Consider the following 26,936-nt stretch of genomic DNA (forward strand, 5'->3'; position numbering starts at 1 on the left):
CGTTTTCAAGCCTACCCGATCCGCTGTGCAGTGCCAAATTCGCGCTGCTTTCCGATCGGGCGCCGGAAAGTACAATTCGGGTTCGCTTCTTCGCCTCTTTCGGAGACGATTTCTGCTCGCCGTTTCGCGTTTTCCAGCTTACCGGGTCGGATTCTCAGTGCCAACTTGGCGCTGCTTATCCGGCCGGGCCCTGCACCGTCGCGAAACCACGCCGTTCAGGCGTTGTTCGTTCGGGCTTTCCAGCGTATCCGGTCGATCCCGCGGGTGCCAAATCGACCCCGCCTCGCCCGGCGCAGCGTCACCGCCCGCCAGCCACAACCACATGGCTGCCGGTCAGTCCCTCTGCTTTCCCGCGGGCCGTCCACTCCGGCGCTTGCGCCTCCGGCTGGTGTCCGTCTCCCCTGCGGGCCTGATGAAATCTACGCGTCTCGTCGGCCATCCGCAAACCCGTGCGGACGTGGCGGTGGCCACACTTCCGCCGAAGGCGCGAGGGGGCCTGGTGCGGCGAGTAGTGACCGGAGTGAGGACCCCTCCCGCGCCACGACGGAGGAACCGCACGTCACGCGGTCCGCCACCGGCCGCGCCGGACGCGGAAGCGACCGGCGCGCGCCCGGCACGCGTAGATCTAAAGGACCTCGATACCGGAGACGGTGCGCTTGCCGCGGCGGAGCACCAACCACCGGCCGTGGAGCAGGTCTTCCCGGGCGGGAGGCGCCTCGGCGTCGGTGACCTTGACGTTGTTGACGTAGGCGCCGCCCTCGCGGACCGTCCGGCGGGCCTCGGAGAGGCTGCCGGCGAGACCGGCGGTCTGCAGCAACGCGGCCGCGGAGGGCAGCTCGCCGCTGACCTGGTGCAGTCCGGCCTCGGTGAGCGCGGCGCGGAGGGTCTCCGCGGGGAGCTCACGCAGCTCGCCGCGCCCGAAGAGGGCCTGGCTGGCCGCGAGCACCGCGGACGTCTCCTCCGCGCCGTGGACGAGCGTGGTCATCTCCTCGGCGAGGCGGCGCTGCGCCAGCCGGGCCGCCGGCCGTTCGGCGACCTGCGTTTCGAGCTCCTCGATCTCCTTGCGGTCGAGGAACGTGAACGTCTTGAGGCGACCGACGACGTCCCGGTCGTCGGTGTTGAACCAGAACTGGAACCAGGCGTAGGGGCTGGTGAGGTTCGGGTCGAGCCACACCGAGCCGCCGCCGGTGCTCTTGCCGAACTTCTCGCCGTTGGCGTTGGTGAGGAGCGGGAGGGTCAGCGCGTGCGCCTGGCCACCCTCGTTCGCGGTGACCCGGCGGATGTAGTCGAGGCCCGCGGTGATGTTGCCCCACTGGTCGTTGCCGCCGATCTGGAGGCGGCAGCCCTGGTCGCGGTAGAGCTGGAGGAAGTCGTTGGCCTGCAGCAGCTGGTAGCTGAACTCGGTGTAGCTCAGGCCGCCGGAGGAGATACGGGCGGCGACCGACTCGCGCGCGAGCATCTGCGTGACCGGGAAGTGCTTGCCGACGTCGCGCAGGAAGTCGAGCGCGGAGATCGAGGCGGTCCAGTCCAGGTTGTTCGCGAGCACAGCGGCGTGGGTGACGCGGCCGTCGGCGGTGGTCGAGTCTTCGAAGTCGACGAACTTGGCCAGCTGCGGACGGAGCGCCTCGACCAGCTCGCGGACCCGCTCCGGCGTGTTGAGCACACGCTCGGAGGAGCGGCCGCTGGGGTCGCCGATCAGGCCGGTGGCGCCGCCGGCGAGGACGATCGGCCGGTGGCCGGCCTGCTGGAAACGGCGCAGCGTGAGCAGCGGGACGAGGTGGCCGGCGTGCAGGCTCGCCGCGGTCGGGTCGAACCCGGCGTAGACCGTGAGCGGGGCGTTGTCGAGGGCGGTGCTCAGGGCCTGTTCGTCGGTGGTCTGGGCGATCAGGCCACGCCAGCGAAGTTCGTCGAGGAAGTCACTCACGCAGAGCATCATCCCCCACGGCTGCGGCCCGGGGGGAACGCCGGTACGGGCTCACTGTCGGGTCCCCGTCTATCCAGAACCGCCAGGGCCGGTCGGCGCCTTTGGACACACCGGTGCGGGGGCCGGAGCGGATCGGTTCGGTGGTCGGCGGGCCGGCGATGGTCAGCGGGCCGCGACCGTCGAGGAGGTTGGTGCCGTCGGCGGTGCGGTCGAGGCCGAGGGCCTTCGCGAGGCGGGCGGGGCCGCGGGCGAGGTCGCGGTCGGGCACGGTGCGGCCCCTTCTCGCTTCGTCGAGCCCTTCGATGACGCGTCCGGCGCGCAGAAGCACGGCGGACGCCTCGCCGACCGGACCGCACGTGATGTTGACGCACCAGTGCATGCCGTAGCTGAAGTAGACGTAGAGCGTGCCGGGGCCCGCGAACATCGACGCGTTCCTCGGCGTGCGGCCGCGGTAGGCGTGGGACGCCGGGTCACCCGCGGTGCCGGCGTACGCCTCGACCTCGGTCAGCCGGACCGTGACGCCGTGCGCGGTGACGCACCGCCCGAGGAGCGCGGGTGCGGCTTCCTCGGGCGGTCCGGCCAGGATGTCGTCGAGGTTCAGCGGGGCACCACGTGCTCGGTGGCCCATACCCGGTGCTTCTCGATCGTCGTCGTGACCTGCTTCAGCTGTGCCGCGACCGCGTCCGGGCCGGTCGAGCCCGGCGTGGTGCGTGCGCGCAGGGCACCGTCGACGGACAGGACGCTCCGGACCGAAGGGTCGAGGTGCGGGCTGACCTCGGCGAGGTCGTCGTCGGTGAGGTCGTCGAGCTCGCAGCCCCGCTTCGCGCAGCGAGCGACCAGCGCGCCGACGATCTCGTGCGCGTCGCGGAACGCGACGCCCTTGCGGACCAGCCACTCGGCGACGTCGGTGGCGAGCGCGTAGCCGGTGGGCGTGGACGCCTCGAGCACGTCCGTGTGGACCCGCATCGTGCTGACCATGCCGGTCAGCGCCGGGAGCAACAGGCCGAGGGTCTCGACCGCGTCGAAGACCGGCTCCTTGTCCTCCTGCAGATCCCGGTCGTAGGCGAGCGGCAGCGCCTTGAGCGTGGCGAGCAAGCCGCTCAGGTGGCCGATCAGGCGGCCGGACTTACCGCGGGACAGCTCGGCGATGTCCGGGTTCTTCTTCTGCGGCATGATCGAGCTGCCGGTCGCGTAGGCGTCGTCCAGCGTGACCCAACCGAACTCCTGCGACGTCCACAGCACGAACTCCTCGCCCAGCCGGGAGAGGTGGACGCCGATCAGCGCCGCGACGAACAGGAACTCCGCGGCGAAGTCCCGGTCGCTCACCGCGTCGATCGAGTTCGCGGCGGCGTTGGTGAATCCCAGCTCGGCGGCGACGGCCTCCGGGTCGAGCGGGAGGGAGCTGCCGGCCAGCGCACCGGCACCCAGCGGGCTGATCGCGGCGCGCTTGTCCCAGTCGGAGAGCCGGTCGAGGTCGCGGAGCAGCGACTGCACGTGCGCCAGCAGCTGGTGGCTGAACAGGATCGGCTGGGCGTGCTGGAGGTGGGTCATGCCCGGCGCCGGCACACCCAGATGCGTCTCGGCCTGGTCGGTGAGGGCCTGGGCCAGGTCGACGAGGCTCTTGGCCACACCGCGCGCGTGGTCGCGCAGGTACAGGCGGAGGTCGGTGGCGACCTGGTCGTTGCGGCTGCGACCGGCGCGCAGCTTGCCGCCGAGCGCGCCGAGCCGTTCGAGGAGGCCGCGTTCGAGGGCGGTGTGCACGTCCTCGTCGTCGATGGTCGGGGTGAACCGGCCGTCGGCGCAGGCCTGCTCGAGGTCGTCCAGGGCGTGCAGCATCTTGTCGAGCTCGGTCGCGTCGAGCAGACCCGCGCGGTGCAGGACCCGGGCGTGGGCGCGGGACCCGGCGAGGTCGTAGGGCGCCAGACGCCAGTCGAAGTGGACGCTGACGCTCAGGCGCGCGAGGGCCTCGGCGGGGCCGCCGGAGAACCGGCCACCCCACAGACGGGTGGTCTCGGCGGTGCCGGTCGTCGCGGGGAGCTCACTGGGATGGGTCACGAAGGTTCCTTGGAGAAAGTCGAGTCAGGCGACGATACGAGATCGGGCGTCGCGGGTGGGGTGGCCGGGGTGGTGTCGCCGTTCGGCGACGGCGGGGGCGCCGGTGACGTCGGGGCCCCCGGGGTGGGGCCGCGTTGGTGGGCCCAGTCGAGCACCTTGTCGGCGAACGCCTGGCCACCGGCTGGATCGCGGGTGATGACGAGGATCGTGTCGTCACCGGCGATCGTGCCGATGATGTCCGGCAGGCCAGAGCGGTCGAGACCCGAGGCGAGGAACTGCGCGGCGCCAGGTGGCGTCCGGAGCACCACCAGGTTGCCGCTGGCCTCCGCGCCGGTCAGCAGCTCCTGGAGGCGCCGCACGAGCAGGTCCGGCGGCCCGACCGACGGCCGCATCGGGGCCGCGCCCTCCTCCGGCAACACGTAGGAGGCCGGTGACCCGTCCGCGCCCCGCAGCTTGACCGCGCCGAGTTCCTCCAGATCGCGCGAGAGCGTGGCCTGCGTGACGGCCATGCCCTCGTCGGCCAGCAGCCTGGCCAGCACGGTCTGCGACGGTATCGGCGTGGAACGGACCAGTTCGCTGATCCGCGCGTGGCGGGCCGCCTTGGTCACCGGGTTGCTCATCGTCGGTTGCTCATCGGCTTTCTCGGCATCGATCGGGCGAGCATATCGATCAGGGTTGCTCGAGGAGCCAGGTGAGCAGCGCCTTCTGGGCGTGCAGCCGGTTCTCCGCCTGATCCCACACCGCCGAACGCGGGCCGTCCAGGACGTCGGCGCTGATCTCGTTGCCCCGGTACGCCGGAAGACAGTGCAGGACGATCGCGTCGCTCGACGCCAGCGCGACCGCGGCGGCGTCGACCCGATAGGGCGCGAGCGCGGCCAGCCGCTCCGCGCTGCTCGCGGATTCCTGCCCCATCGACACCCAGGTGTCGGTCGCCAGGACGTCGGCGCCGTCGGCGGCCGCCTTCGGGTCGTCGGTGATCGTCACCGACCCGCCGGTGGTCTCGGCGATCCTTCGGGCGCGCTCGACGATCACCGGGTCGGGGAGGGCGCCTTCCGGGCCGGCGACCCGGACGTGCAGCCCGGCGACCGCCCCGCCGACCAGGTACGAGTGCGCCATGTTGTTCGCGGCGTCGCCGAAGTAGGTGAGCGTGCGGCCGGCCACCGTGCCGAACCGTTCGCGGACCGTCAGCAGGTCGGCGAGGATCTGGCACGGGTGGAACAGGTCGGTGAGCGCGTTGACGACCGGCACGGCGCTCACCGCGGCCATCGCGTCGACGCGGTCCTGGCCGAACGTCCGCCAGACGATCGCGGCGCACTGCCGGTCGAGCACCCGGGTGGTGTCCTCGATCGTCTCGCCGCGGCCGAGCTGGCTGCTCCCGGCGTCCAGGAGCAGGGGGTAACCGCCGAGCTCGGCGACGCCGACCGCGAACGACACCCGGGTGCGGGTGGACGGCTTGTCGAACAGCAGGGCGACGCTCTTCGGGCCGGCCAGCGGGGTGAAGGCGTGCCGGTCGGCCTTCATCCGGAGGGCGAGCGAGAGGACGGCGCTCTGCTCGTCGGTGGTGAGGTCGTCGTCGGCGAGGAAGTGGCGGGTCACCGCGGTCTCTTTTCTGAAGTCGTTGCGGCGGCGAGTGCGGCGGGGAGGGCCGCGAGGAAAGCGTCGGCCTGCTGGTCGGTGAGGACCAACGGCGGGGCGAGCCGCAGCACGCCGGGAGCCACCGCGTTGACCAGGAAACCCGCCTCGGCGAGCGCCGCCTCGGCGCTCTTCGCCACCGGATCGGTGAGGACGACGCCGAGCAGCGCGCCGCTCCCCCGGACCTCGGCGACGTCTTCGAGGTTCTCGATGCCGGCGCGCAGCCGCTCCCCCAGATGCTTGGCGCGGGCGAGCAGGTCGTCGGCGACGATCGTGTCGAGCACCGCCAGCGCGGCCGCGCAGCAGACCGGGTTGCCGCCGAACGTCGAGCCGTGGCTGCCCGGGCCGAGCAGCTCCGCCGCCTCGCCGAACGCGATGCACGCGCCGAGCGGCAGGCCGCCGCCGAGGCCCTTGGCGAGCGTCACGACGTCCGGCTGGACGCCGTCGGCCTGGTGGGCGAACCAGTATCCGGTGCGGCCGATGCCGGTCTGCACCTCGTCGAGGACGAGCAGCGCCTGGTGTGCGCTCGTGATCTCACGGGCTTTCTGCAGGTAGCCAGGCGGGGACGGGATCACGCCTGCCTCGCCGAGCGTCGGCTCGAGGATCACCATCGCGGTCTCGTCGGTGACGGCGTTCGCCAGTGCGTCGACATCGCCGTACGGGACGTGTGTGACGTCGCCGGGCAGCGGCAGGAACGGGTCGCGCTTGGTCGGCTGGCCGGTGAGCGCGAGCGCACCCATCGTCCGGCCGTGGAACCCACCCTGCGCGGCGACCACGTGGTGCTTGCCGGTCCGGCGGGACAGCTTGAACGCGGCCTCGTTGGCCTCCGCGCCCGAGTTGCAGAAGTAGACGCGCCCGTCGCGACCGGCCAGCGAGAGCAGGCGCTCGGCCAACGTCACGGCCGGGACGGAGGCGAACAGGTTGGAGACGTGGCCCAGCGTCGCGACCTGCGCGGAGACCGCCTCGACGATCGCCGGGTGCGCGTGGCCGAGGACGTTGACCGCAATTCCGGCGTAGAGGTCGACGTACTCGCGACCCTGGTCGTCCCAGACCGTCGCGCCCTCTCCCTTGACCAGGGCGGTCGACGGGGTGCCGTAGTTGTCCATCAGCGCGGCGCGCCAGCGGGCGGAGATGCCCTGACCGGTCGCGGGCGGAGCCGCGGGTGCAGTCTGCGGGCCGGTCATGAGGCCGCCTCCGGGCTGGGAACGACCATCGTGCCGAATCCTTCCTCGGTGAAGATCTCCAGGAGCAGGGAGTGGGCCACCCGGCCGTCGATCACGGTCGCCTGGGGCACACCGCCGCGAACCGCCCGCAGGCACGCCTCCATCTTCGGGATCATGCCCGCCGACAGCGACGGCAGCAGCTTCTCCAGCTCTTCGGTGCCGATCTGGCTGACCAGTGAGTCGTGGTCGGGCCAGCGCGTGTAGAGGCCCTCGACGTCGGTGAGGACCACGAGCTTCTGCGCGCCGAGCGCCACCGCGATCGCGGAGGCGGCGGTGTCGGCGTTGAGGTTGTGCACCTGGCCGTCGGCGTCCGGCGCCACGGTGGAGATGACCGGAATCCGTCCGGACTCGATCAGGTCCCACACCGCGGCGGGGTTGACGGTGGCCACGTCACCGACGAGGCCGACGTCCACTTCCTCGCCGTCCACGGTCGCCGACCGCCGGGTGGCGGTGAGGAGATGGGCGTCCTCGCCGGACATGCCGACCGCGAACGGCCCGTGTTCGTTGATCAGGCCGACGAGCTCCCGGCCGACCTGCCCGACGAGCACCATCCGGACGACGTCCATCGTCTCCGGCGTGGTGACGCGGAAGCCGCCGCGGAACTCGCTGTCGATCCCCAACCGGCCGAGCATCGACGAGATCTGCGGCCCGCCACCGTGGACCACGACGGGGCGGGCACCGGCGTACCGCAGGAACACCATGTCGGCCGCGAACGCCCGCTTGAGGGCGTCGTCGGTCATGGCATGACCGCCGTACTTGACGACGACGACCGCCCCGTTGAACCGCTTGAGCCACGGCAACGCCTCGATGAGGACCCTCGCCTTGCGCTGCGCGGCCTCGATGTCGCGTGCGGAGAGCATCTGATCGTGGGTCGTCGAGCTCACGAGGTGTATGCCGAGTTCTCGTGGACGTAGGCCAACGTGAGGTCGTTCGTGTACACGGTGGCCTCCGCGTTCCCGGCGTGCAGGTCGACGCCGAGCTCCAGGTCGCGACCGGAGATGTCCACCTCGGGTGCGTCCGGGTCCGCGGCACTGTTCTTGCAGACCCGCACGCCGTTGAACGAGACGTCGAGCTGGTCGGGGTCGAAGGTGGCGTCGGTGGTACCGACCGCGGCCAGCACCCGGCCCCAGTACGCGTCGTTGCCGAACAGCGCGCACATCAGCAGGTTGTTCCGGGCGATCGACCGCGCGACCGTGACCGCCTCCTGTTCGGACGCCGCGCCGGTGATCCGGATCGCGATCTCCTTGGAGGCACCTTCGGCGTCACCGATGAGCTGACGGGCGAGGTCCTGACAGGCTTGGGTGACCGCGGCTTCGAGCTCCTCGGCGCTGGGGCGAGTGCCCGACGCGCCGGACGCCAGCAGCAGGACCGTGTCGTTCGTGGACAAGCAGCCGTCGGAGTCGATGCGGTCGAACGTGCGCGCGGTGGCGGCCCGCACCGCGGCGTCCAGGGTGTCGGTGTCCGCCACCGCGTCGGTGGTGAGGACGCAGAGCATCGTGGCCAGTGCCGGCGCGAGCATGCCGGCGCCCTTCGCCATCCCGCCGACGACGAACCCGGCCCCCTGGACCGTGGTGGTCTTCGGGTGCGTGTCGGTGGTCATGATGGCCTTGGCTGCGGCCTCGCCGCCGTCGTCGCTCAGGCTTTCAACAACGTTGTCGACGCCGGGCAGCAGCGCGTCCATCGGCAGACGCTGACCGATCACGCCGGTGGAGCACACCGCAACGTCGGCGGCCCCACAGCCGAGCCGCTCGGCGACGCGCTCCGCGGTGGCATGCGTGTCCTGAAATCCCTGGGGGCCGGTGCAGGCGTTGGCGCCGCCGGAGTTGAGCACGACCGCGGTGAGGCGGCCGGCCTTCAGGACCTGCTGGCTCCAGAGCACCGGCGCGGCCTTGATCCGGTTGGTCGTGAAGACGCCTGCGGCCGCGTCGAGCGGACCTGTGTTGCGGATGAGCGCCACGTCCGGGTCGCCGCTCGGCTTCAGACCGGCCGCGACACCGCCGGCCTGGAATCCCTTCGCGCTGGTGACGCTCACGGTGCTACTCCCGTCATCGGCAGGCCGGTGGTCTCGGGCAGTCCGAGGGCCAGGTTGAGACACTGCACCGCGGCGCCCGCGGTGCCCTTGGTCAGGTTGTCGATCGCGGCGATGACGACGATCCGGTTGGCGTCCTCGTCCAGAGCCACCTGGATCTGGGCGGTGTTCGCGCCGAGGGTCGCCGCCGTGGTGGGCCAGCGACCTTCGGGCAGCAGGCTCACGAAGGGCTCGTCGGCGTAGGCCTTCTCGTAGGTGTCTTTGAGTTGTTCCGCTGTGACCCCCGGCCTGGCCGGAGCCGTACAGGTGGCGAGGATGCCGCGCGGCAGCGGCGCCAGGACCGGGGTGAACGAGACCGTGACCGGCTCACCCGCGGCGGCGCTGAGGTTCTGCACGATCTCCGGCGTGTGGCGGTGGGTGCCGCCGACGCCGTAGGCCGACAGCGAACCCATCACCTCGGCGCCGAGCAGGTGCGGCTTGAGGGACTTACCCGCCCCGGAGGCACCGGAGGCCGCCACCACCGTGGCGTCCGGCATCGCCAGGCCGGCCGCGTAGGCCGGGGCGAGCGCCAGGCTGGCAGCGGTCGGGTAGCAGCCCGGGACGGCGATCCGCTTGGCCTCGCGGAGGTTGTCGCGCGCGTTGGGCAGCTCGGGGAGGCCGTAGGGCCAGGTGCCGGCGTGGTCGGATTGGTACCAGCGCTTCCAGGCGACCGGGTCGGAGAGGCGGAAGTCGGCGCCGCAGTCGATGACGACGGTTTCGGCGGGAAGAGCGTTGGCGATCTCGCCGGAGTGGCCGTGCGGCAGCGCGAGGAAGACGACGTCGTGGCCTTGGAGGACCTCGAGGGTCGTGGGGCTGAGCACGACGTCGGCGAGGGGGGCGAGGTGGGGGTGGTGTTCGCCGACGGTGGTGCCGGCGCTGGAGGCGGCGGTCAGGGCGCCGAGTTCGATGTGGGGGTGGGAGAGGAGGAGGCGGAGGAGTTCTCCACCTGCGTATCCGCTGGCACCAGCTACCGCCGCCCGCACACCCACCACGCCCTCCGATCGTTGCATCTACGTATGAGTATGCACGTCGTCGGATTCCTATGCAACCGCGATCGCGGTCACGGGGTGCGATGAAGCCGCCACTATGTACTCTGTGCTCGACCCCTTCGCGGTCGATCCATAGTCGAGGTGCCCCATGACCGCACATCCTCCACCGGGCAATCAGCACTCACGACCTAAGCGCAAAGTCGCCATTATTGTTCTGTTGACCTTCTGCCTGGTTCTTTCAGTGCCGTGTTGCGGCGGAGCCGCCTACTTCGCATGGCAAGCATGGAAGACCGGAGCCGACTCCCCCGATGCAGCGGTAACCGAATTTTTTCAAGGGCTCAAATACAATGACCTCGACCGTTTTGAGAATAGCCTTTGCAGCGAAGACCGCGCTTCCGCGGACAAGCTATTGACGGGCTTTAACGAAAGTCTCAAAGATAGTGGATTTGAGCTCCAAGGAATAACCTGGGAGCGGCCGTCGATAGTTGAATCCGACAACGCCAGTAAGATTGAATACACCATGACTACATCACGCGACGGACGACGTTACAAGATTCAACGCCTGACGACTATGAAATCAGTTGAAGAACGCGGATGGCGTGTTTGTGATGTGGGCACGCTCGGATTGTGACCTACCGCCGGATCGAACACAGATACTCCCGCTCTGTCAACGGCGACCAAAGCGGGAGTGCTACCTGGGTATAAATTTCCCTACGCTACTACCGAAGCCGGGCGCTCAATCGCGCCTCCGCTACAGCTATAGCGGCGTCGCGGGCGGTGGTGGCTTCTTCGACGGTTAGCGTTCGATCGGGCGCCCGGAACGTCAGCGCGAATGCGAGCGACTTGCGGCCTTCGCCCACCTGCGCCCCGGTATAAACGTCGAACAACCGCAACGACTCCAGCAGCGGCCCCGCACCCTCGGCGAGTGCCTGCTGCACCTCCGCCGACGGTACCGACTCGCCGACGACGAGTGCGACGTCCAACAGCGCCGGAGGGAACGGCGCGATCACCGGCGCGGTCGGCACCACTGCCGCCGGGAACGCGTCCAGATCGAGCTCCATCGCCGCCGTGCGGGCAGGCAGCTCGAGCGCCGCGACGACGCGCGGGTGCAACTCGCCCGCGTGCCCGACCACTCGGCCCTCGACCACTAGCGCAGCGCACCGCCCCGGGTGCCACGGCGCCAGCTCTCCGCGCCGCACGTCCAGCGACACTCCGGCCGCCGCGGCGACGACCCGCGCCGCCTCGACCGCGTCGGCCCAGCCCGCGGCGCGCCCGGGACCCCACCATCCGGCGGGGTCCCGATCACCGGCCAGCACCACGGCCACGTGCCGCGGCTGCGCGGGCACGGCCGCGAACAGCGCCTTGAGCTCCTCGTCGGTCGGCCGCCGGTCGACGCCGAGCCTCGGCGCCGGAGCCGCCCCGCGCTGTGGCTGGAAGACCAGGCCCAGCTCGAACAGCGACACGTCCCGCTGGCCGCGGCCGATGTTGCGCTGAACGGCCTTGAGCAAGCCGGGCAGCAAGCTGGTGCGCATCTCCGGCTCGGTGTCCGACAGGGGGTTCGCCAGCCGGGCCGCGTTTCGGCGCGGATCGTCGGCGTCCAGCCCGAACGCGTCGTGCACCGTGGGCGAGACGAACGGGTAGCTGAGCACCTCGACGAAACCGGCCTCGGCCAGCGCCCGCGCGACCGACCGCCGACGGCGCTGGTCGTCGGTGAGGCCAGAGCTGGACGGCGTGGGCGGCAGCACCGACGGGATGGTGTCGTACCCCTCGAGCCGCGCGACCTCCTCCACCAGGTCGATCGGATCGGTGAGGTCGGGACGCCAGCTCGACGGCAGCACCCAGAGTTCGTCCTCCTCGGCGCTGGTCACCGTGCAGCCGACGTCACGCAGCCGCTTCTCGACCGTGTTCCGCGAGTACTCGACGCCGATGACCCGCGACGCCAGGCCGACCGGCAGCCGGATCGGCTCGGTCGCGACCCGGGCGTCCAGGTCGAGGACGTTCGGATCCGCCACCGCGCCGCCGTACTCCACGAGCAGCCGCACGGCCGCCTCGGCCGCGACCGCGGTCATCTCCGGGTCGACACCGCGCTCGAACCGCTTCGACGCCTCGCTCGGCAGTTTGTGCCGGCGGGCGGTGCGGGCGACCGAGACGGGGTCCCAGTGGGCCGCTTCGATCAGGACGTCCGTGGTGTCGTCGTTGATCTCGGTGGTGGCGCCACCCATGACCGCGGCCAGCCCGATCGGGCCGGTGTCGTCGGTGATCAGCAGGTCTTCCGGGTCGACGGCCCGGTCGGCTCCGTCCAGGGTGGTGACCCGCTCGCCGGGCCGGGCACGCCGAACGACGATCGGGCCGGTGAGCCGCGCCCGGTCGAACGCGTGCATCGGCTGGCCCAGCTCGAGCATCAGATAGTTCGTGACGTCGACCGCGAGCGAGATCGAGCGGACACCGGCGGCCTGCAGCCGCCGCTTCATCCACAGCGGCGAGGGCGCCGCCGGGTTCAAGCCGCGCACCGCGCGGGCGTAGAACCGGTCACAGCCGACCGTGTCCTCCACGACGACCGGATACGGCGGCTCGTCGGTGACGGCCGACACAGTGACCAGCGACGCCGGGTCGCGGAACGGTACGTCCAGCGAGTGGCCGAGTTCCCGCGCCAGCCCGCGCACCGAGAAGCAGTAACCCCGGTCCGGGGTGATCGCCAGCTCGAAGACCACGTCGTCGAGCCCGAGCAGCGGCATCGCGTCGCTGCCGGGGCCCACATCGGTGGGGAGCTCGGCGGCCGAGAACGCGAGGATTCCACTGTGGTCGTCACTGATGCCGAGCTCACGGCCGGAGCAGATCATCCCGTCGGAGACGTGCCCGTAGGCCTTCCGGGCGGCGATCGCGAAATCGCCCGGCAGCACCGCGCCGGGCAGCGCCGCAGCGACGTACTCAGCGGTGGCCACGTTGGGCGCACCGCAGACGATGCCGCGGCTCCCCTCGTCGCCGTTGAGTTCGGGACCGACGTCGACCCGGCAGTACCAGATCGGCTTCTTGAAGCCGGTCAGTTCCTCGGCGCTCAGCACCCGGCCGATCACCAGCGGACCGGACAGCCCTTCGCCCGGCCGGTGCACGGCCTCCACCTCGAGACCGGCGCGGACGAACGCGGTGTCGATCTCCTCGACGGTGCGGCCGCTGAGGTCGAGGTACTCGCCGAGCCAAGACAGCGCGACGCGCATCAGATCTCCATCCCGAAAGCCGTCGAGAACCGGACGTCACCCTCGACCATGTCCCGCATGTCGGTCGCCTCGTGCCGGAACTGCAGGGCACGCTCGATGCCCATTCCGAACGCGAAACCGGTGTAGACGTCCGGGTCGATGCCGCACGCGATCAGCACGCGCGGGTTGACCATGCCGCAGCCGCCCCACTCGATCCACCGCGGACCGCCCTTGGCGTGCGGGAACCAGACGTCGAACTCCGCCGACGGCTCGGTGAAGGGGAAATAGGACGGACGCCAGCGGGTGACCGCCTCCGGGCCGAACATCGCCCGGGAGAAGTGGTCGAGCGTGCCGCGCAGGTGAGCCATCGTGATGCCCTTGTCGATCACGAGGCCCTCGACCTGGCTGAACACCGGGGTGTGCGTCGCGTCGAGCTCGTCGGTGCGGAAGACCCGCCCGGGCGCCGCGATGTAGATCGGGGGTTCCCGCCGATCGAGCATGACCCGGGCCTGCACCGGCGAGGTATGCGTGCGCAACACCAGCCCACCCTCGGGCGGTTCGACGAAGAACGTGTCCATCATGGTGCGTGCCGGGTGGTCCGGCGCGATGTTCAGCGCGTCGAAGTTCAGCCACTCGGCCTCGATCTCGGGGCCCTCGGCGATCTCGTAGCCCATCCCGATGAACAGGTCGCTGACCCGATCCATCAGCGCGGCGATCGGGTGTCGGGCGCCGCGCGGTCGCCGGTCGAACGGCAGCGTCACGTCGACGGTCTCCTCGCGGAGCACCCGCTCGTCACGCTCGGCGACCAACACGGCCTCACGGGCGTCGTAGGTCGCCTGGATCGCCTTCCGGGTCTCGTTCACCCGGCGGCCGGCGTCGGCGCGCGCCTGCGGCGGGAGGGCTCCGAGCTCACGGCGGGCCAGTGAGACCGCGGCGCGGTCGCCGAGGTGGGTGCTCTTCGCGAAGTGCAGCGCGTCCAGGTCGGCGGCGTCAGCGAAGGCTTTCTCGGCGTTCGCGGTGGCTTCGGCGAGCGCATCGGCGCTCAGCAACGCAACCTGCTTGGGGTCGTACACGTCGTTGGGTCCAGACATGCGGTGGGGTTCCGTCCTCGGAGGAGATCACGCGCGGCGGCACTGGCTGCACAGGCCTGCACAGGCGCGCGCGAAGTGACCACGGGCTACTGTCGGGCGGCTCAGCCGCAGCCCGCCGGCGTCGGAGCGATTCAGGCCCTACCGGCGGGCTGACGAAACTCGTGCCGGTGGCGCACCGCTCGCCCCTCCTCGTACCGCGCGACCCGGGTGGTCGTGATTCTCAGAACTTTAGCGGATCGGTCCGACACGATAGCGCTGCCGCTAGGCCGTGCCCGGGGTGCTGCCCACCCCCGGCTGGAGAGGCTCACTGCCCCGCACGGCGCTGCGCGCGGGCGGACGCGTAGAGACACACCGCCGCCGCGGCGGCCAGGTTGAGGCTCTCCGCGCGCCCGTGGATCGGGATCCGCACCCGCGCATCCGCCAGCTCCGCGAGCGACTCCGGCAACCCGCGCGCCTCGTTACCGAACACCCAGGCGGTCGGCTTGCCCAGCGCTCCGGCGTCCGCCAAATCGTCGAGATCGGCCTCGCCGTACCCATCGGCTGCGAGCACCTGCAGACCAGCCTCGCGCAGCGAGGCCACCGCGGCCTCGGCGGGAGCCCCACGCACGACCGGCGGATGGAACAGGCTCCCGGCCGACGCCCGGACACACTTCCCGTTGTACGGGTCGACGCTGCCGTCGGTGAAGACGACGCCGCCTGCGCCGGCCGCGTCCGCGGTGCGCAGCACGGTCCCGGCGTTACCGGGGTCCTGGATCTCGGCGAGCACCGCGACCAGTCGCGGCGCCGCCGCCGAGACCACGGACAGCGGCACGTCGAGGAACGAACACACCGCCACCAGCCCTTGCGGACTCACGGTTTCGGACAGGCCGGCCATGCCCGCCTCGTCCACCGGTATCACCGGCACCCGCGCGGACGCCACCAGCTCCGCGTAGCGCGCCAGCGCGGACGGCGTCCCCAAGAGCAGGGACGGTGCGCCCGGCGCGTCCGGAGCCAGGGCGAGGGCCTCGCGGACCGCCTGCGGCCCCTCGGCCAGGAACCGACGCTCGTCGTCGCGCCGGGGGCGACGCGTCAGGCGCCGCGCAGCAGCGACCCGAGGAGTCCGGCCGCTCGCGAGCGGCGGATCCTCGGGTCGCGATGCCCCGGACGAGCGGGGCCGAGCGGAGGAGCTGGTCAGGCCGCGTCCTCGCGCGGAGCCGACGTGTCCTCGGGGAGCGCGTTCTTCGCCACGGCGACCAGCGCCGCGAACGCGGCGGCGTCGTTGACGGCGAGGTCGGCGAGGACCTTGCGGTCGACCTCGATCTCGGCGAGGCGGAGACCCTGAACGAAGCGGTTGTAGGTCAGGCCGTTGGCCCGGGCCGCAGCGTTGATACGGGTGATCCACAGCTGCCGGAAGTCACCCTTGCGCGCCTTGCGGTCGCGGTAGGAGTAGGTCGCGGAGTGGAGGAGCTGCTCCTTGGCCTTGCGGTAGAGCCGCGAGCGCTGGCCGCGGTAACCCTTCGCGGCCTCGAGGGTGGTCCGGCGCTTCTTCTGGGCATTGACCGCCCGCTTCACGCGTGCCACGGGTACACCTGTCCTTCTTGCGGTCGTCGTCCGGGCCCCGGTTTCGGGCGGCGACGATCAGTGGTCATCGGGAAAGTACTGCGAGCCTGCGGGCGAGTCAGATACCGAGCAGGCGCTTGATGCGCTTGGTCTCGGTCGGCGCGAAGTCGGTCGTGCCGTCCAGCCGCCGGGTCCGGGTGCTGGACTTGTGCTCCAGCAGGTGACGGCGGTTCGCCTTCTGGCGACGCAGCTTGCCGGTACCGGTCAGCTTCACGCGCTTGGCGGTGCCCTTGTGGGTCTTGTTCTTCGGCATCAGTTTCCCTTATTCGTGTACGTGCTCCAGGCGTACCGGGGCGCGGCGCCCGACCTCCGGGTGCCGCGCCGCCCGTTACGCGTCAGACGTCCGCGGGGGCGTCTGTCTCTGCCTCTTCCCCCGAGCCACGCTGGCCGGCGGTCTTCAAAGCTCGGTGCGGGGCCATCACCATGATCATGTTGCGGCCGTCCTGGCGGGGCGACGACTCGACGAAGCCGAGTTCGGTCACCTCGTCGGCGAGCCGCTTCAGGAGCCGGAAACCCAGCTCGGGACGACTCTGCTCACGGCCACGGAACATGATCGTGATCTTGACCTTGTCGCCGGCCTTGAGGAAGCGCACGACGTGACCCTTCTTGGTCTCGTAGTCGTGCGGGTCGATCTTCGGCCGAAGCTTCATTTCCTTGATCACGGTGAGGCTCTGGTTACGCCGCGCCTCCCGTGCTTTCTGCGCGCTCTCGTACTTGAACTTGCCGTAGTCCATGAGCTTGCAGACGGGCGGTCGCGCGGTCGGCGCGACCTCGACCAGATCCAAGTCGGTGTCCTGGGCGAGGCGCAGGGCCTCGGCAACCGGAACGATGCCGACCTGCTCCCCTTCCGGACCGACGAGACGTACCTCGCGGGCACGGATCTGATCGTTCACACGCAGCTCTACGCTGATGGGACCTCCTCGGACGTACTTCTAGTCTGTGACCATGCCCGGTGGAGCCCCACAGCACGAAAGGCCCCAGCGCACGCTGGGGCCCACTCGACCGGTCGACGACGTGCGTTAACACGTCGCTCCGGCGGCTGCTGCCGCCGGAGACCGGACCCTGCCGCCTCTCGGCTGCTCGGGTGGGAGCGGGGCTCCTCTTGGCTGCCACCCGCTGCGCGGACGGCTGGTCGTTCTGCCAGGGTACCAGGCATGACCGCACAACACCCAACGAGCGAATCCCATTCCGCCGCGGAGGACGCTCTCGACGCCGACGTCCGCGATCTCGCCGAAATTCCCTCGGTCGAGGTGATCAGCCGCGCTGCCGTGATGCTGATGAGCGCCGCCGCGGAGCGGCTCGGCCTCGCGTCCGACGATCCGGACACCTCGCCCCACCGCGACCTCGACGAGGCCCGCCGCCTGATCACGGCCCTCGCCGGCCTCGTCACCTCCTCCGTCGAGTACCTCGGCGCCCACGCCGCGCCGCTGCGCGACGGCCTGTCCAGCCTGCAGCGCGCGTTCCGCGAGTCGTCGGTCATCCCCGACCCGCCCGGGCAGGGCCCGGGCGAGAAGCTGACCGGCCCGGTGTACTGAGAACACCAGGGCGACGCTCCGCGGCGCAGCGCCGTTCCTCACTGGTGTATCGGCTGAGGACTCTCGCGAGCCATGCTGTCGAACCCTCACGGAGGAGGACTACTGGTGCGCAGCGTGACCTACTCGATGGCCATCTCACTCGACGGCTACATCGTCGGGCCGGACGGCGGCTTCGACTGGACGGTGCCCGACGAGAAGGTGTTCCGCTTCTCGATCGAGGAGAATCGAGAAGTCGGCGTCTACCTGTTGGGACGACGACTGTACGAGGCGATGCTGTACTGGGAGACCGCCGACCAGGATCCGTCGCTCGACGACGCGAAGCTCGAGTGGGCCGCGCTGTGGAAGCCGCTCCCGAAGGTGGTGTTCTCCACCACGCTCTCGACGGTGCAGGGCGCTGCCCGCCTGGCTTCCGGCAGCCTGGCCGAGGAGATCGAGCGATTGCGAGCCGAGCCGGGAGAAAGCGACATCGCGATCGGCGGCGCGACTCTCGCCGCCGAGGCGGCCGCCTTGGATCTGATCGACGAGTACCGCGCGCGGGTCTACCCGGTGCTGGTCGGCGGTGGCACTCCGTTCTTTCCCCAGCACGAGCGTCAGGTGGATCTCGAACCCGTCGAGACCCGCAGGCTCAGCTCGAGAGTCGTCTACCTCCGCTACCGCGTGCTGCGCTAGCCGGCCGATTCGACGCGGGACCGAGAACCTGCCGCCGTCACTTGCAGGTTCTCGGTAGCGGTGGTCAATCGCTCAGCTCGGCTGTCCGGCAGCGTCGTCACGATCGTTCTGGAGAGCAGGTCGGACGGCGAAGTACCGTGTCGGACACGATGAACACGTCGGTGCCGTCTGCAGCAGACACGCCGTCCAGCGCCGTGGACACCTGCACCAGCGGCGCGGCGCCGGTGGGCTCCTGCGGGAGGAGTCCAGGACAGTCACCCGGACGGTGGCCGTATCGGGCCTTGCCGCTCGGGATTCACTGGCTGTGCCGAATATCGGTGTCTTGTCGACAAGGTCCCACTCCCGGCCCGCGGCGTCGGTGAACCGAACCCGCAGCCATCCCGGAAGCTGCTGGAGTCCTCGCCGACGACATCGCAGATCAGCAGCGTCTGGTCACCCTGGCGCAGCCGGAAGCCCAGCCGCAGGTCGACTCCCAGACACGCCACCGCAGCGGACAGATCGTCGCGCACGAACAGCTGGTAGTGATAGGGACGGTCGTCGAGATCCACTGCGCCGATCCGGATCAGTTGGTCGCCCTGCGCACGCAGCGCCGTTACCGCCGCATCGAACCCTGACGTCGGCACGCCTTTTCGCGCCATGAGTCTCTCGCGACGGGCATAGAGTGCCGCGCCATGCGCGGCCGGAAAACCGTGCTCCGCGACCCAGAAGTGGGCGCCGGCCAGCAACGCGTCCCGACATGCGGTGAAGGCACCCCCGCCGGCCTCCGACAGCAACTGGGCAAGCCGAGCCCGATCCACCCCCGAAACCTATCGAAGTGGAAACACGGTAGGGCCACGAAGGGACCAGCTCGATCAGAATCTGATCACCGACGCGGGAACCTACCTCACTGGCGGGTGCCGAGCGGGGCGCCGCGGGCCGCCATGAACGACACCGGATTCACCGCGTCACCGTTCACCCGCGTCTCGAAGTGCAGGTGGGGACCGGAGGAGTTGCCAGAGGAACCGATCCGTCCGAGCGGCTGCCCGGCGACGACCGTCTGGCCGACGGTGACCAGCGGACGCGACACCATGTGGCAGTAGCGGGTGGTGAGCCCGGTGGTGTGCGCGATATCGACGTACCAGCCGCACCCCTTGACCGATGGGCTGCCGTCGACGTCGCAGTTGCCCGTGGAGGCATTGCACTTCGACGTGACGACGATGCCGCCGCTCGCCGCCCGGATCACCGCGTACCGCGGGGCGATGATGTCCACCCCGGCGTGGCCGGGCCGGTCCGGCGTCCGGAAGCCGCTTCCCACCTGGCCGAGCGCGGGCACCGTCCAGCCGGCTCCGGTGACCTGACCCGGCGCCGCACAGCGGATCGGATCTCCCGCGGTCGCCACGACACCGTTCGCCGCGCCCTTGGTGATGCGGTTGACCAGCAGCGTCGCGAACGCCTCCCAGCGGGCGTACCGCTCGGGGAAGGCCGAGATCTGGACCTGCTGCGCAACGTCGGCCAGCCGACGCGCGTTCCAGTTCGGCATCCGCAGTAGCTTCTCGTAGAACTTGGCGGACGCGTACTGCGGGTCGGTCAGCCGCTGGACCGGCGTCCGGCGGTCGTTGGCGTTGACCGGGGCGTCACCCCAGCCGCTGCTCGGACGCTGCTGGAACAGGCCGACCGAGTCGTGGTCGGTGGCCACCGTGTAGTTGTGGAGCAGGCTCTCCTGGAGTGCGGTGGCGAGTGCGATGACCCATCCGCGCGGTGGCACCTGCATCTTCTGACCGACGCCGATGATCGTGGCGGCGTTCTGCAGCTGATCGGCGGCGAGCCCGTCGATCTTGACCTTGTCGTCGACGGTGAAGCCGAGCGAGCCGCACCCTTCCTGAGCGTTCTCGGCCGAGTCACGCATGCTCTGCACGACCGAGTTGAACACCATCGGGGTGAAACCCAGGCAGAGCAGCGCACTGACCGCCAGCAACGCGATGCCGACCACGACGAACTTGCGGACGCGGTTCGGGCTGCCGTCGGTGTCCGGCGGCGCGCCGGCGGCGTCGGGGCGGAGGTCGAGAGCCATCGGGCTGCCTCATTCCCCCAGGTCGATCGTCGCCACCCGCCAGCCGTCCGCGGTGAGGACGCACAGCGTGGTCGCGGGGCCGGCGTTGGTCGGCACCACCACCCGGGCGCTCGTCTCGCTCAGGACGGTTGCGGTGGGCTCGCCGGTCACCGATGTGGCGGGGTTCGTCGTCGGGTCGACCTCGCGCAGCTGTGCCGCGAGATCGGGCAGAGCGTGTCGGGACAGTCCCGCGAACCACTGCTCCTGCGAGCGGCCGTCGGTCGGCTGGAGCCAAGCGCGCACGAACGCGTCACCAGCCTCGATCGCGGCCGAAGGCGCCACCTCGGCGGATGGCGACGGGCCGGTGTAAACGCTGTCGTTGCCCTCGGTGGACGACACCGTCCGGGACGGCTCCGGCGCTGGGACCGCGTCGGTCGTCCCGTCCGGGGTCGCCGAGCCGAACAGCCGCGCGAGCAGGACGACCCCGGCGACGAGCACGGCCAGCACTAGCGCGGACAGAATCCGGTAACCAGGCCGGCGCAGGTAGATGCCCGCCGGCAGCCGCGCCATCGTCGCACTCCTCTCGCTGCCCGGGCCTACTCAGGACGACTGCCCGCGGCGGCGTCCGCGCTCTCCCGCGGCGACGGGCGGGACTCCGGGCGGATGTCGGGCTCGACGGTCCGGTAGCCGCTGTCCGGGCGATAGACGACGAAGCGCTCGTCGGACTCGACCGGGATCGTCTCCCCGCCGGTGCGTACCGGGTACGACGGGTCGCGGTAGTCCAGGCCAGCGCCGTTCTCGGGACGCGCCGGGCCCGCGGCGACCCGCATCGGCGGGCGGGAGCCGGCCGGCGTGACGACGTCGTCGTCCGTCGTGCCCGGCCCGGTGCCGCCCGGATAGGAGCCGTGGCCGGCCCGGGACCCGCTGGTCTCGGGGCGGCTCACGGCGCCCGCGAGGACCACCGGCGATTCGTCCGCGAGCCGGCCGGCGCGGGTCGCCGTTCTCGTACCGGCCGTGGACGTGTCGGCCTCGACCGGCGAGTCCCCGGTGCGCACGAACGTGCGGTCGCGGCTCCACGTCTCGGGGCGCGCGTCGCTCCGCCGCTCGTCCATCTCGTCGGCGGCGCGGCTGCCGACGAGGGTGCCTGCGGCGACCAGGCCCGCCTGCCGGGCGTCGCCGAACGCGCGGCGACGCACGGCGCCGAGACCGCCGACGAGGTCGTTGAAGGGGTTGCCGCCGGCGAGGGAGGTGAGCCGGCGGAAGGGACGGAGCAGTAACCACATGACGAGGCCAGTGAGGAAGATCAGGAGGATCTGCTGCCATCCGGCGAGCGAGGCGGTGCTGGTTATCAGTTCGAGGGCGAGCAGGTAGACGCTTGCGCCGACGCCGAAGATGATGCAGTTCAGAATCGCTGCCACCACGGTCCGGAATAGCCCACGTAGAGGGCCGGATGCTGGGCGGAGGATTCCGACCACCGCGATTGCCGGAAGGAACGCCACGGCGAGGCGGATAATCAGGAAGGCAATAATGATAAGAATCGACGCCATCAAGTCGAATGGCGCTACCACCAACGCTGCCACCAGGGCAGTTAGAGCCGATCCAATTCGGGCAGTACCTTGCTTACCCGTTAGGTACTCGTAAGCGTCCGGATCTTCCTGTTTGATAGCAGCAGCAGTTTCTTTCCAGTCCTCCTGCTTCTGCTTCACCAAATCGTCGCGACGTTTCGGGTCGGAACGAATGATCTCAGCTTCCTCCCAGCTAAACGCGGAAGCTGAATATAGCTTTTCGCCGTATTTCTTTGCCGTGGCACTGTCGGCCGATCCGAGCTCACCAGCAAGCCATTGGTTGAAAAGAACAACATCGGTGACAACGCCGCTCGCTTTTCGCTCCGGCGGGCTTTCGTCCTGACAGCGGACTGCGCCGCATTGCCGATCCTCGCCAGGATGGAGGGCACTGTTCACAGCCCCAAGCGATCCGGTCAACGCGCTATCTGCCACATGCGCCGCGCGCATTGGCCAAGCCGCAACAGCAGTAGTAATTATCATCACCAGCAGCGCCCAGCCAGCGATGCTCGCAGCATCCGACAGGTCGCCCCGTCGGGCACTCCATAGCAGCCAAGCTCCAACAATCACCACTGTCACGATGCCCAGTACGGTGAATATCCGCTCATATAGGGCGGAACTCGCGGTGCCCACAAGGTCGTCGGTCCAACCCCACATGGACCCGGGATCGTATGCGTGCTCCCGCACCGTATTGGTCAGACCAACGGTAAATACCGAAACCGCCAGCACCATATTCGCAACGCTCGTATTGACGAGCGCGTCAGGTGCTACCGCACCGTCGGGTCCGCATCCCAGATCATATGTGTGATACTGCAACGCCGCATAGCCGTAGTCCTCGTAAAGCGATGCTTCAACCGCTTGCTCATTTGCCGAGTTTGATTTCGGCGCGGTGAGGAAGAAGCTCCCGGCGCCGGTGTCGGGCATGGCGGGGGTGGGCGGGTCTAGACAATCAACCACGTCGCTATTCGGCAAACACGCCGCCGGGTCCGACGGGCCGCAGGCGGCGTGGGCCGGCCGCACGCTCGGCGACGCGAAAAGCGTCGCCACCGCTACCACCATCACCGTCAAGAACCACGCCGCCATCCGTCCCGCCGACGCACGGCGGACGCCGACGGCGCCAACCGGCTCCCCCGCCGACAATGACCCCGCGGCGGACGGATCCGCGGCGAAGAACTTCCCGGCGGACGGTTCCGCCGAGAACGGCGCCGACGAAGACGGCACCACCGAACGCGAGGCCCTCGAACGCCGGGCCGACGGAGGCAGGGTCACCGGGCATCACCCTTCTGGCCGGCGATCCGGCCCACATCGCCGAGCGGATCGGCGGTGGTGTCAAGGTGTTCGAGCAGGCCGGACACGTAGGCCAGGTCTGCCCGGAATTTCTGGACCCGGCCGTCTACGTCACGCATGACGAATTCCCGGTAGCCGAGCCGCTGGTCGTTCTGAGTATCTGCAACCGACAACTGCGCGAGCGTGTTCTCGTACCCGATCCCGCGCTGCACACCAAGCATACGAAGCGCCTGAGCGGCGATCTCCGGATCCTCGGCGATTCGTCCCACGAAAACGGTGGAAACGAGGTTCTGCACGTCCAATCCCAGGATGTCCACCGGGTTCTGGCTGGCTGCCAGCGCCGCGATGTTCCACTTCCGGGAGTCCCGGGCCAGCCGCGTGAAGAGCGCCCGACCCGATCCCCACCCGGCGAGGAAGTGCGTCTCGTCCAGGGCCACCAGCTTCCGCTCGTTCATCGCCTTGCCGTACGCCCGACGGGTGGTGAACGCGGTGGCCAGGTGCAGCATTGGCAGCGCCATGCGCTCCTCGAGCTGCCAGAACTCCCGGTCGATCGAGAGGTCGGGCAGCGCGAGCCCCGCCATCGTGATGATGGTGAGCACCGCTTCGTCCTGCCCCACCGAGGCGTTGGACCGCCCGAAGAACAGCCGCGACAGCGGCATGTCCCGGACGTCCCCCAGTGTCTCGGCGAGCTCGGCACCCTCCTCGCCGAAGGTGGCGACGGTGGCGACGAGGTCGTCGAGGGTCGCGTACTCCTCCGGCTCGACCTGCCGCGCGGCTCGCTGGAGCAGGATCGGGGACGACCGCTCGCGCTGGATCTGCGGCGGCAGCAGCATCATGCAGATGTCGGTGGCGAGCGCCTTCCGCTCGGCCCGGGCTGCGGCCACCGCCGAGTTGAACTCCGCCACCCCCGCGTCGCCGGCCGGGTAGTGCTCGCGCCGCGGCGTCGGGATGAGGCCGTACGGTGCCAGCGTCCCGGGCTCGCCGCGGGTGAGGTTGTAGACCTTGCTGTACGGCGCGAGCTCCGGCATCGTCGCCAGTCGCGCCAGCGGACCGGACGGGTCGAGGATCGTGCACTGCACACCGCGTCGTGCGGCGAGGTACGCGATACCGCCCATCAGCGTCGACTTACCACCGCCTGGCTCCGCGACGAACACCGTCAGACCGGAGCGCTCCCGCACCTCGGTCGCGTAGTGCGGGTCCCACATCACCGGACGATGGCTGGTGCCGCACGTCTCGCCGATGATCGGGCCGCGCCTGTCACCAATCGCGGCCGCGGCCTGCGGAATGGCGGCCGCGAAGTACTTCGCCGGCATCCGCCGCAGGTAGCCGGTGTTGGCGACCGGCTGCCCCGGGATGAACTCGTCGAGCAGCCGGAGCTGGTCCCGCGGGTGCTGCAGCGCGATCCGCATGCTGCGGTAGTGGTCGGTCAGCGCCCGGACCCGCTTGAGGCACTCTTCCTCGGTCCGGCCGGCGACCGCGATCCGGTGCCACCCGTGGATCCGGGCGGCGTCCAGGTCGAGGCCGGTCGACATCTCGTCGGAGATGTCCAGCGCCCGCTGCGCCAGCCGCTCCAGCTCGGGCGGAGCGTCCATCTCGTGCTCGTGGTAGTCCCGCTGCTGCGACCGGATCGTCAGCAGCTTGTGCTCCAGGCTCCGCAGTGCGTCGCCCTGGCCGAGCACGTCGACGCGGCTGGAGAGTTCCATCGGCCACGGCAGCTGCTCGTGGAAGTGGAGCCAGGGCTCGTGGCGCTCCGGGATCATGAGTTCTTCCATGCGCCCGAACGTCAGCACCGCGACGTGTCGCTCGACGTGCTCGTCACCGATCCGGGACAGCAGCTTGACCGTGCTGCCGTACGGGCTCCGGTAACGCATCGTGTGCTCGGTGAACGCGAGCAGGTCACCGGTCTCCCAGCCACCGGCCTCGGCGGGCGAGAGCGCGGGCGGCGGCGGCATGCACAGCGCGACCGACCGGTGGATCAGCCACTCGACCTGCTTGGCCGTCGCCGGTCGGGCCTGCATGCCGAACGCACCGAGAACCTCGTCGAACCGCCCGACCAGCTGCTCCAGGCGGGCCCGCTCGGCATTGCCGGAGCCGCGGCGGCGCAGCGCGTTGAGCGTCTCGATCATTTGCTCGCGCATCGTCCGGCGTTGGAACACGACACCGAGGTACACCTCGCCCTCGGCGAGGCTGGTGGCGTGCAGCCGACGCTGACCGGCCTCCAGGTGGTCCGACCAGCTCGGTGCGCCGTGCACGTCGGGCACCGGGTGCGGCGTGAGCGCGGCCATCCGGCGCGCCCAGCCGACCGCGGGGTACGGCCGGTTGGTGCGGCGCAGGTGCAGCCGGTACCCGGCGAGGGCGGCGTACTGCGCCGCGATCCCGAGCAGGATCGACGTCCGCTCCTTGTCGGCCCGGAACGCCCACTGGATGTCGGGCAGGTGGTACCAGGCGGTGACGTCGTTGCGGGTGAACGTCAGATGCCCGGCGATCTCGCGCAGCTCGAGCTCGTGGACAGCCTGCCGGTCCTTCCGCTGCTTGGGCGGCCGGCTCTTCACCCGCCGGGACTGACGTTTCTTCTGCGGACGCTCGGCGCGCTTGCGCCGTGGCTCCTCCGGCTCGTCGGGCTCGGCAGGGTCCAGCGCCGGGTACCGGTCGGGAGCGGGCACGTAGAGCGGCGCCGGCGGCCCGGACTGGGGCGGCGCGGACGCTGGCATACCGGTCACCGGACGGTTCGCGACGCGTGACGGCGGCGCCACCGCGACCGCGGCCGGATGGGTGGGCAGCGTCGTCGGCGGTGCCGCGTTCAGCGGAGCGGCGTTCAGCGGGTGCTGCACCGGCCACGGCGCCGGAGTGGTGCCGTCCGGCCCGACCGCGCCGGAGACCGGACGTCCGACCGCCCCGGACACCGGACGTGTGACCGGTCCGGACACCGGACGGGACGCCGGTCCGGACACCGGCGGTACCGGCCCGGAGACCGGGCGTCCGGACGGGCCGCCCGGACCAACACGGCCGCCCGGCCCAGGACCACCGGGCCCGCCAGGGCCACCCGGACCGCCAGGGCCACCGGGGCGCGGCACGTTCGCCGGTGGCGGATAGCCGCCCGGACGAGGACCGCCGGTCCGCGGCGGTGCGGAGCCGGGCGGAGGCGCACCGGGGCCACCGTTCCAGCCGTTGGGGGGTGCCGACGCCGGGCGACCGCCCGGGTTCGGTCCCCAGCCGTTCGGGCCCGGCTGGCCCGGGGGCGGGCCCTGCGGACGACGGCCCTGAGGGGCCGGACCACCGGTGGTCGGCGCCTGCCCCGGGTATCCCTGCGGCGGGCCCGGCTGGCTTCCGGCGGGCGGCGGGCCGGGACGCTGCCCCGGCCCGACGTTCGGCGGAAGCACCGGATGCGCCCCCGACTGCTGGGCCACGCCCGGCGGGACCGCTCCGGGCGGCAGGACACGATGTGCGCCGGACTGCTGGTCGACGCCTGGCGGCATCGCACCCGGCGGAAGCACCGGATGTGCGCCGGACTGCTGCGCCACGCCCGGCGGAAGCACCGGGTGCGCCCCGGACCGCTGGGCGACGCCCGGCGGTAGGACAGGGTGCGCCCCGGACTGCTGCGCGACACCCGGCGGCACCGCACCCGGCGGAAGGATCCGATGTGCCCCGGACGGCTGGGCGACCCCCGGATGCTGGCCGGCGTTCGGCGGAAGGACCGGGTAGGCCCCGGACGGCTGGTTGATCACTCCGTGGGTGCCGGAGGGCTGGTTCACCGCGGGGTTGCCCTGACCGGCGGACGGCTGACCGTAGTTGGGCCGTGCGCCCGGCGGCATGATCCGCGGCGGGAACGGGCCGGGACGCGCGGGCGGCCCGGACTGGGGCCCACCCTGCTGCGGCGCACCACTCTGCGGCACCCCCGACTGGGGCACGCCGCTCTGCGGTGCTCCCTGCTGCGGACCACTCTGCTGCGGCGCCCCGGGTGGCGGCCCGCCGTTCGGCCCCGCTCCGTTCGGTGGCGCGACGAACTGCGGCCCCGCGGACGGACCCCCAGCGGACGGACCACCGGCGGACGGACCACCGGCGGACGGACCGCCAGCAGG

General features: G+C 70.8%; 23 protein-coding genes. 3 read left to right on the forward strand and 20 right to left on the reverse strand.

Going from position 1 to position 26,936, the window contains the following annotated elements; all coding sequences use genetic code 11:
- Positions 1-625: 625 nt before the first annotated feature.
- The 9 genes from tyrS to argC are packed head-to-tail and all read right to left on the reverse strand — an operon-like array spanning position 626 to position 9,891.
- Complete coding sequence (gene tyrS / locus ABEB28_RS02790; protein ID WP_345726352.1) at positions 626-1,924, reverse strand: tyrosine--tRNA ligase; 1,299 nt, start codon at positions 1,922-1,924, stop codon at positions 626-628.
- Positions 1,917-2,552 (reverse strand): DNA-3-methyladenine glycosylase, encoded by a 636-nt coding sequence (locus ABEB28_RS02795; RefSeq protein WP_345726353.1) that lies wholly within the window; start codon positions 2,550-2,552, stop codon positions 1,917-1,919. Before ABEB28_RS02795 ends, tyrS begins: the two co-directional genes overlap by 8 nt.
- Positions 2,522-3,979, reverse strand: coding sequence for an argininosuccinate lyase (argH, locus tag ABEB28_RS02800; protein WP_345726354.1), 1,458 nt, complete (start codon positions 3,977-3,979; stop codon positions 2,522-2,524). The genes ABEB28_RS02795 and argH overlap by 31 nt, the downstream gene beginning before the upstream one ends.
- A complete protein-coding gene (locus ABEB28_RS02805) occupies positions 3,976-4,599 on the reverse strand; it encodes an arginine repressor (protein WP_376981796.1) in 624 nt (207 codons plus the stop codon). Before ABEB28_RS02805 ends, argH begins: the two co-directional genes overlap by 4 nt.
- 49 nt (positions 4,600-4,648) lie before the next feature.
- A complete protein-coding gene (argF, locus tag ABEB28_RS02810; RefSeq protein ID WP_345726355.1) occupies positions 4,649-5,575 on the reverse strand; it encodes an ornithine carbamoyltransferase in 927 nt (308 codons plus the stop codon).
- Positions 5,572-6,795, reverse strand: a complete 1,224-nt coding sequence (locus tag ABEB28_RS02815; RefSeq protein WP_345726356.1) for an acetylornithine transaminase — start codon at positions 6,793-6,795, stop codon at positions 5,572-5,574. The genes argF and ABEB28_RS02815 overlap by 4 nt, the downstream gene beginning before the upstream one ends.
- Positions 6,792-7,694 (reverse strand): acetylglutamate kinase, encoded by a 903-nt coding sequence (gene argB / locus ABEB28_RS02820; protein WP_345726580.1) that lies wholly within the window; start codon positions 7,692-7,694, stop codon positions 6,792-6,794. Before argB ends, ABEB28_RS02815 begins: the two co-directional genes overlap by 4 nt.
- Positions 7,695-7,714: 20 nt before the next feature.
- Positions 7,715-8,866 (reverse strand): bifunctional glutamate N-acetyltransferase/amino-acid acetyltransferase ArgJ, encoded by a 1,152-nt coding sequence (argJ, locus tag ABEB28_RS02825; RefSeq protein WP_345726357.1) that lies wholly within the window; start codon positions 8,864-8,866, stop codon positions 7,715-7,717.
- Positions 8,863-9,891, reverse strand: coding sequence for an N-acetyl-gamma-glutamyl-phosphate reductase (gene argC, locus ABEB28_RS02830; protein WP_345726581.1), 1,029 nt, complete (start codon positions 9,889-9,891; stop codon positions 8,863-8,865). Before argC ends, argJ begins: the two co-directional genes overlap by 4 nt.
- Before the next feature lie 148 nt (positions 9,892-10,039).
- Here argC and ABEB28_RS02835 point away from each other — a divergent pair, with 148 nt between their 5' ends.
- A complete protein-coding gene (locus tag ABEB28_RS02835; RefSeq protein WP_345726358.1) occupies positions 10,040-10,522 on the forward strand; it encodes a hypothetical protein in 483 nt (160 codons plus the stop codon).
- A gap of 88 nt (positions 10,523-10,610) precedes the next feature.
- Here the strand turns inward: ABEB28_RS02835 and pheT are convergent, their stop codons facing one another.
- From pheT to infC, 6 genes are all read right to left on the reverse strand, one after another.
- The gene (pheT, locus tag ABEB28_RS02840; RefSeq protein WP_345726359.1) at positions 10,611-13,106 is read right to left on the reverse strand and encodes a phenylalanine--tRNA ligase subunit beta; all 2,496 of its coding nucleotides are present in this window, start codon (positions 13,104-13,106) and stop codon (positions 10,611-10,613) included.
- Positions 13,106-14,176, reverse strand: a complete 1,071-nt coding sequence (gene pheS / locus ABEB28_RS02845; protein ID WP_345726360.1) for a phenylalanine--tRNA ligase subunit alpha — start codon at positions 14,174-14,176, stop codon at positions 13,106-13,108. The genes pheT and pheS overlap by 1 nt, the downstream gene beginning before the upstream one ends.
- Positions 14,177-14,480: 304 nt before the next feature.
- Complete coding sequence (locus ABEB28_RS02850) at positions 14,481-15,350, reverse strand: TrmH family RNA methyltransferase (protein WP_376981798.1); 870 nt, start codon at positions 15,348-15,350, stop codon at positions 14,481-14,483.
- A complete protein-coding gene (gene rplT, locus ABEB28_RS02855; RefSeq protein WP_345726361.1) occupies positions 15,347-15,736 on the reverse strand; it encodes a 50S ribosomal protein L20 in 390 nt (129 codons plus the stop codon). The genes ABEB28_RS02850 and rplT overlap by 4 nt, the downstream gene beginning before the upstream one ends.
- Positions 15,737-15,833: 97 nt before the next feature.
- Entirely contained in the window at positions 15,834-16,028 is a 195-nt protein-coding gene (gene rpmI / locus ABEB28_RS02860) for a 50S ribosomal protein L35 (RefSeq protein WP_035850665.1), read from the reverse strand.
- A gap of 82 nt (positions 16,029-16,110) precedes the next feature.
- Positions 16,111-16,686 (reverse strand): translation initiation factor IF-3, encoded by a 576-nt coding sequence (infC, locus tag ABEB28_RS02865; RefSeq protein ID WP_345726583.1) that lies wholly within the window; start codon positions 16,684-16,686, stop codon positions 16,111-16,113.
- A gap of 243 nt (positions 16,687-16,929) precedes the next feature.
- Here infC and ABEB28_RS02870 point away from each other — a divergent pair, with 243 nt between their 5' ends.
- Together ABEB28_RS02870 and ABEB28_RS02875 are read left to right on the forward strand one after the other, a co-directional pair.
- A complete protein-coding gene (locus tag ABEB28_RS02870) occupies positions 16,930-17,310 on the forward strand; it encodes a DUF1844 domain-containing protein (protein WP_345726362.1) in 381 nt (126 codons plus the stop codon).
- Positions 17,311-17,415: 105 nt separating this feature from the next.
- Positions 17,416-17,979, forward strand: a complete 564-nt coding sequence (locus ABEB28_RS02875) for a dihydrofolate reductase family protein (protein ID WP_345726363.1) — start codon at positions 17,416-17,418, stop codon at positions 17,977-17,979.
- Positions 17,980-18,233: 254 nt separating this feature from the next.
- On the opposite strand, the gene ABEB28_RS02880 is transcribed toward ABEB28_RS02875, so the two are convergent.
- The 5 genes from ABEB28_RS02880 to ABEB28_RS02900 form a co-directional block, all read right to left on the reverse strand.
- The gene (locus ABEB28_RS02880) at positions 18,234-18,776 is read right to left on the reverse strand and encodes a hypothetical protein (RefSeq protein WP_345726364.1); all 543 of its coding nucleotides are present in this window, start codon (positions 18,774-18,776) and stop codon (positions 18,234-18,236) included.
- Between the two features lie 86 nt (positions 18,777-18,862).
- Positions 18,863-20,029: a M23 family metallopeptidase gene (locus ABEB28_RS02885; protein WP_345726365.1), complete on the reverse strand. Its 1,167-nt coding sequence runs from the start codon at positions 20,027-20,029 to the stop codon at positions 18,863-18,865.
- A gap of 9 nt (positions 20,030-20,038) precedes the next feature.
- Positions 20,039-20,578 (reverse strand): hypothetical protein, encoded by a 540-nt coding sequence (locus tag ABEB28_RS02890; protein WP_345726366.1) that lies wholly within the window; start codon positions 20,576-20,578, stop codon positions 20,039-20,041.
- 26 nt (positions 20,579-20,604) lie between these two features.
- Positions 20,605-22,791, reverse strand: coding sequence for an MFS transporter (locus tag ABEB28_RS02895; protein WP_345726367.1), 2,187 nt, complete (start codon positions 22,789-22,791; stop codon positions 20,605-20,607).
- Between the two features lie 44 nt (positions 22,792-22,835).
- Positions 22,836-26,765 carry an ATP-binding protein gene (locus ABEB28_RS02900; protein ID WP_345726368.1) on the reverse strand — a complete coding sequence of 1,310 codons (3,930 nt, stop codon included), beginning with the start codon at positions 26,763-26,765 and terminating at the stop codon, positions 22,836-22,838.
- Positions 26,766-26,936: the final 171 nt, after the last annotated feature.

Origin of the sequence: Cryptosporangium minutisporangium, assembly GCF_039536245.1 — a bacterium.
In the GTDB taxonomy this organism is placed as follows: domain Bacteria; phylum Actinomycetota; class Actinomycetes; order Mycobacteriales; family Cryptosporangiaceae; genus Cryptosporangium; species Cryptosporangium minutisporangium.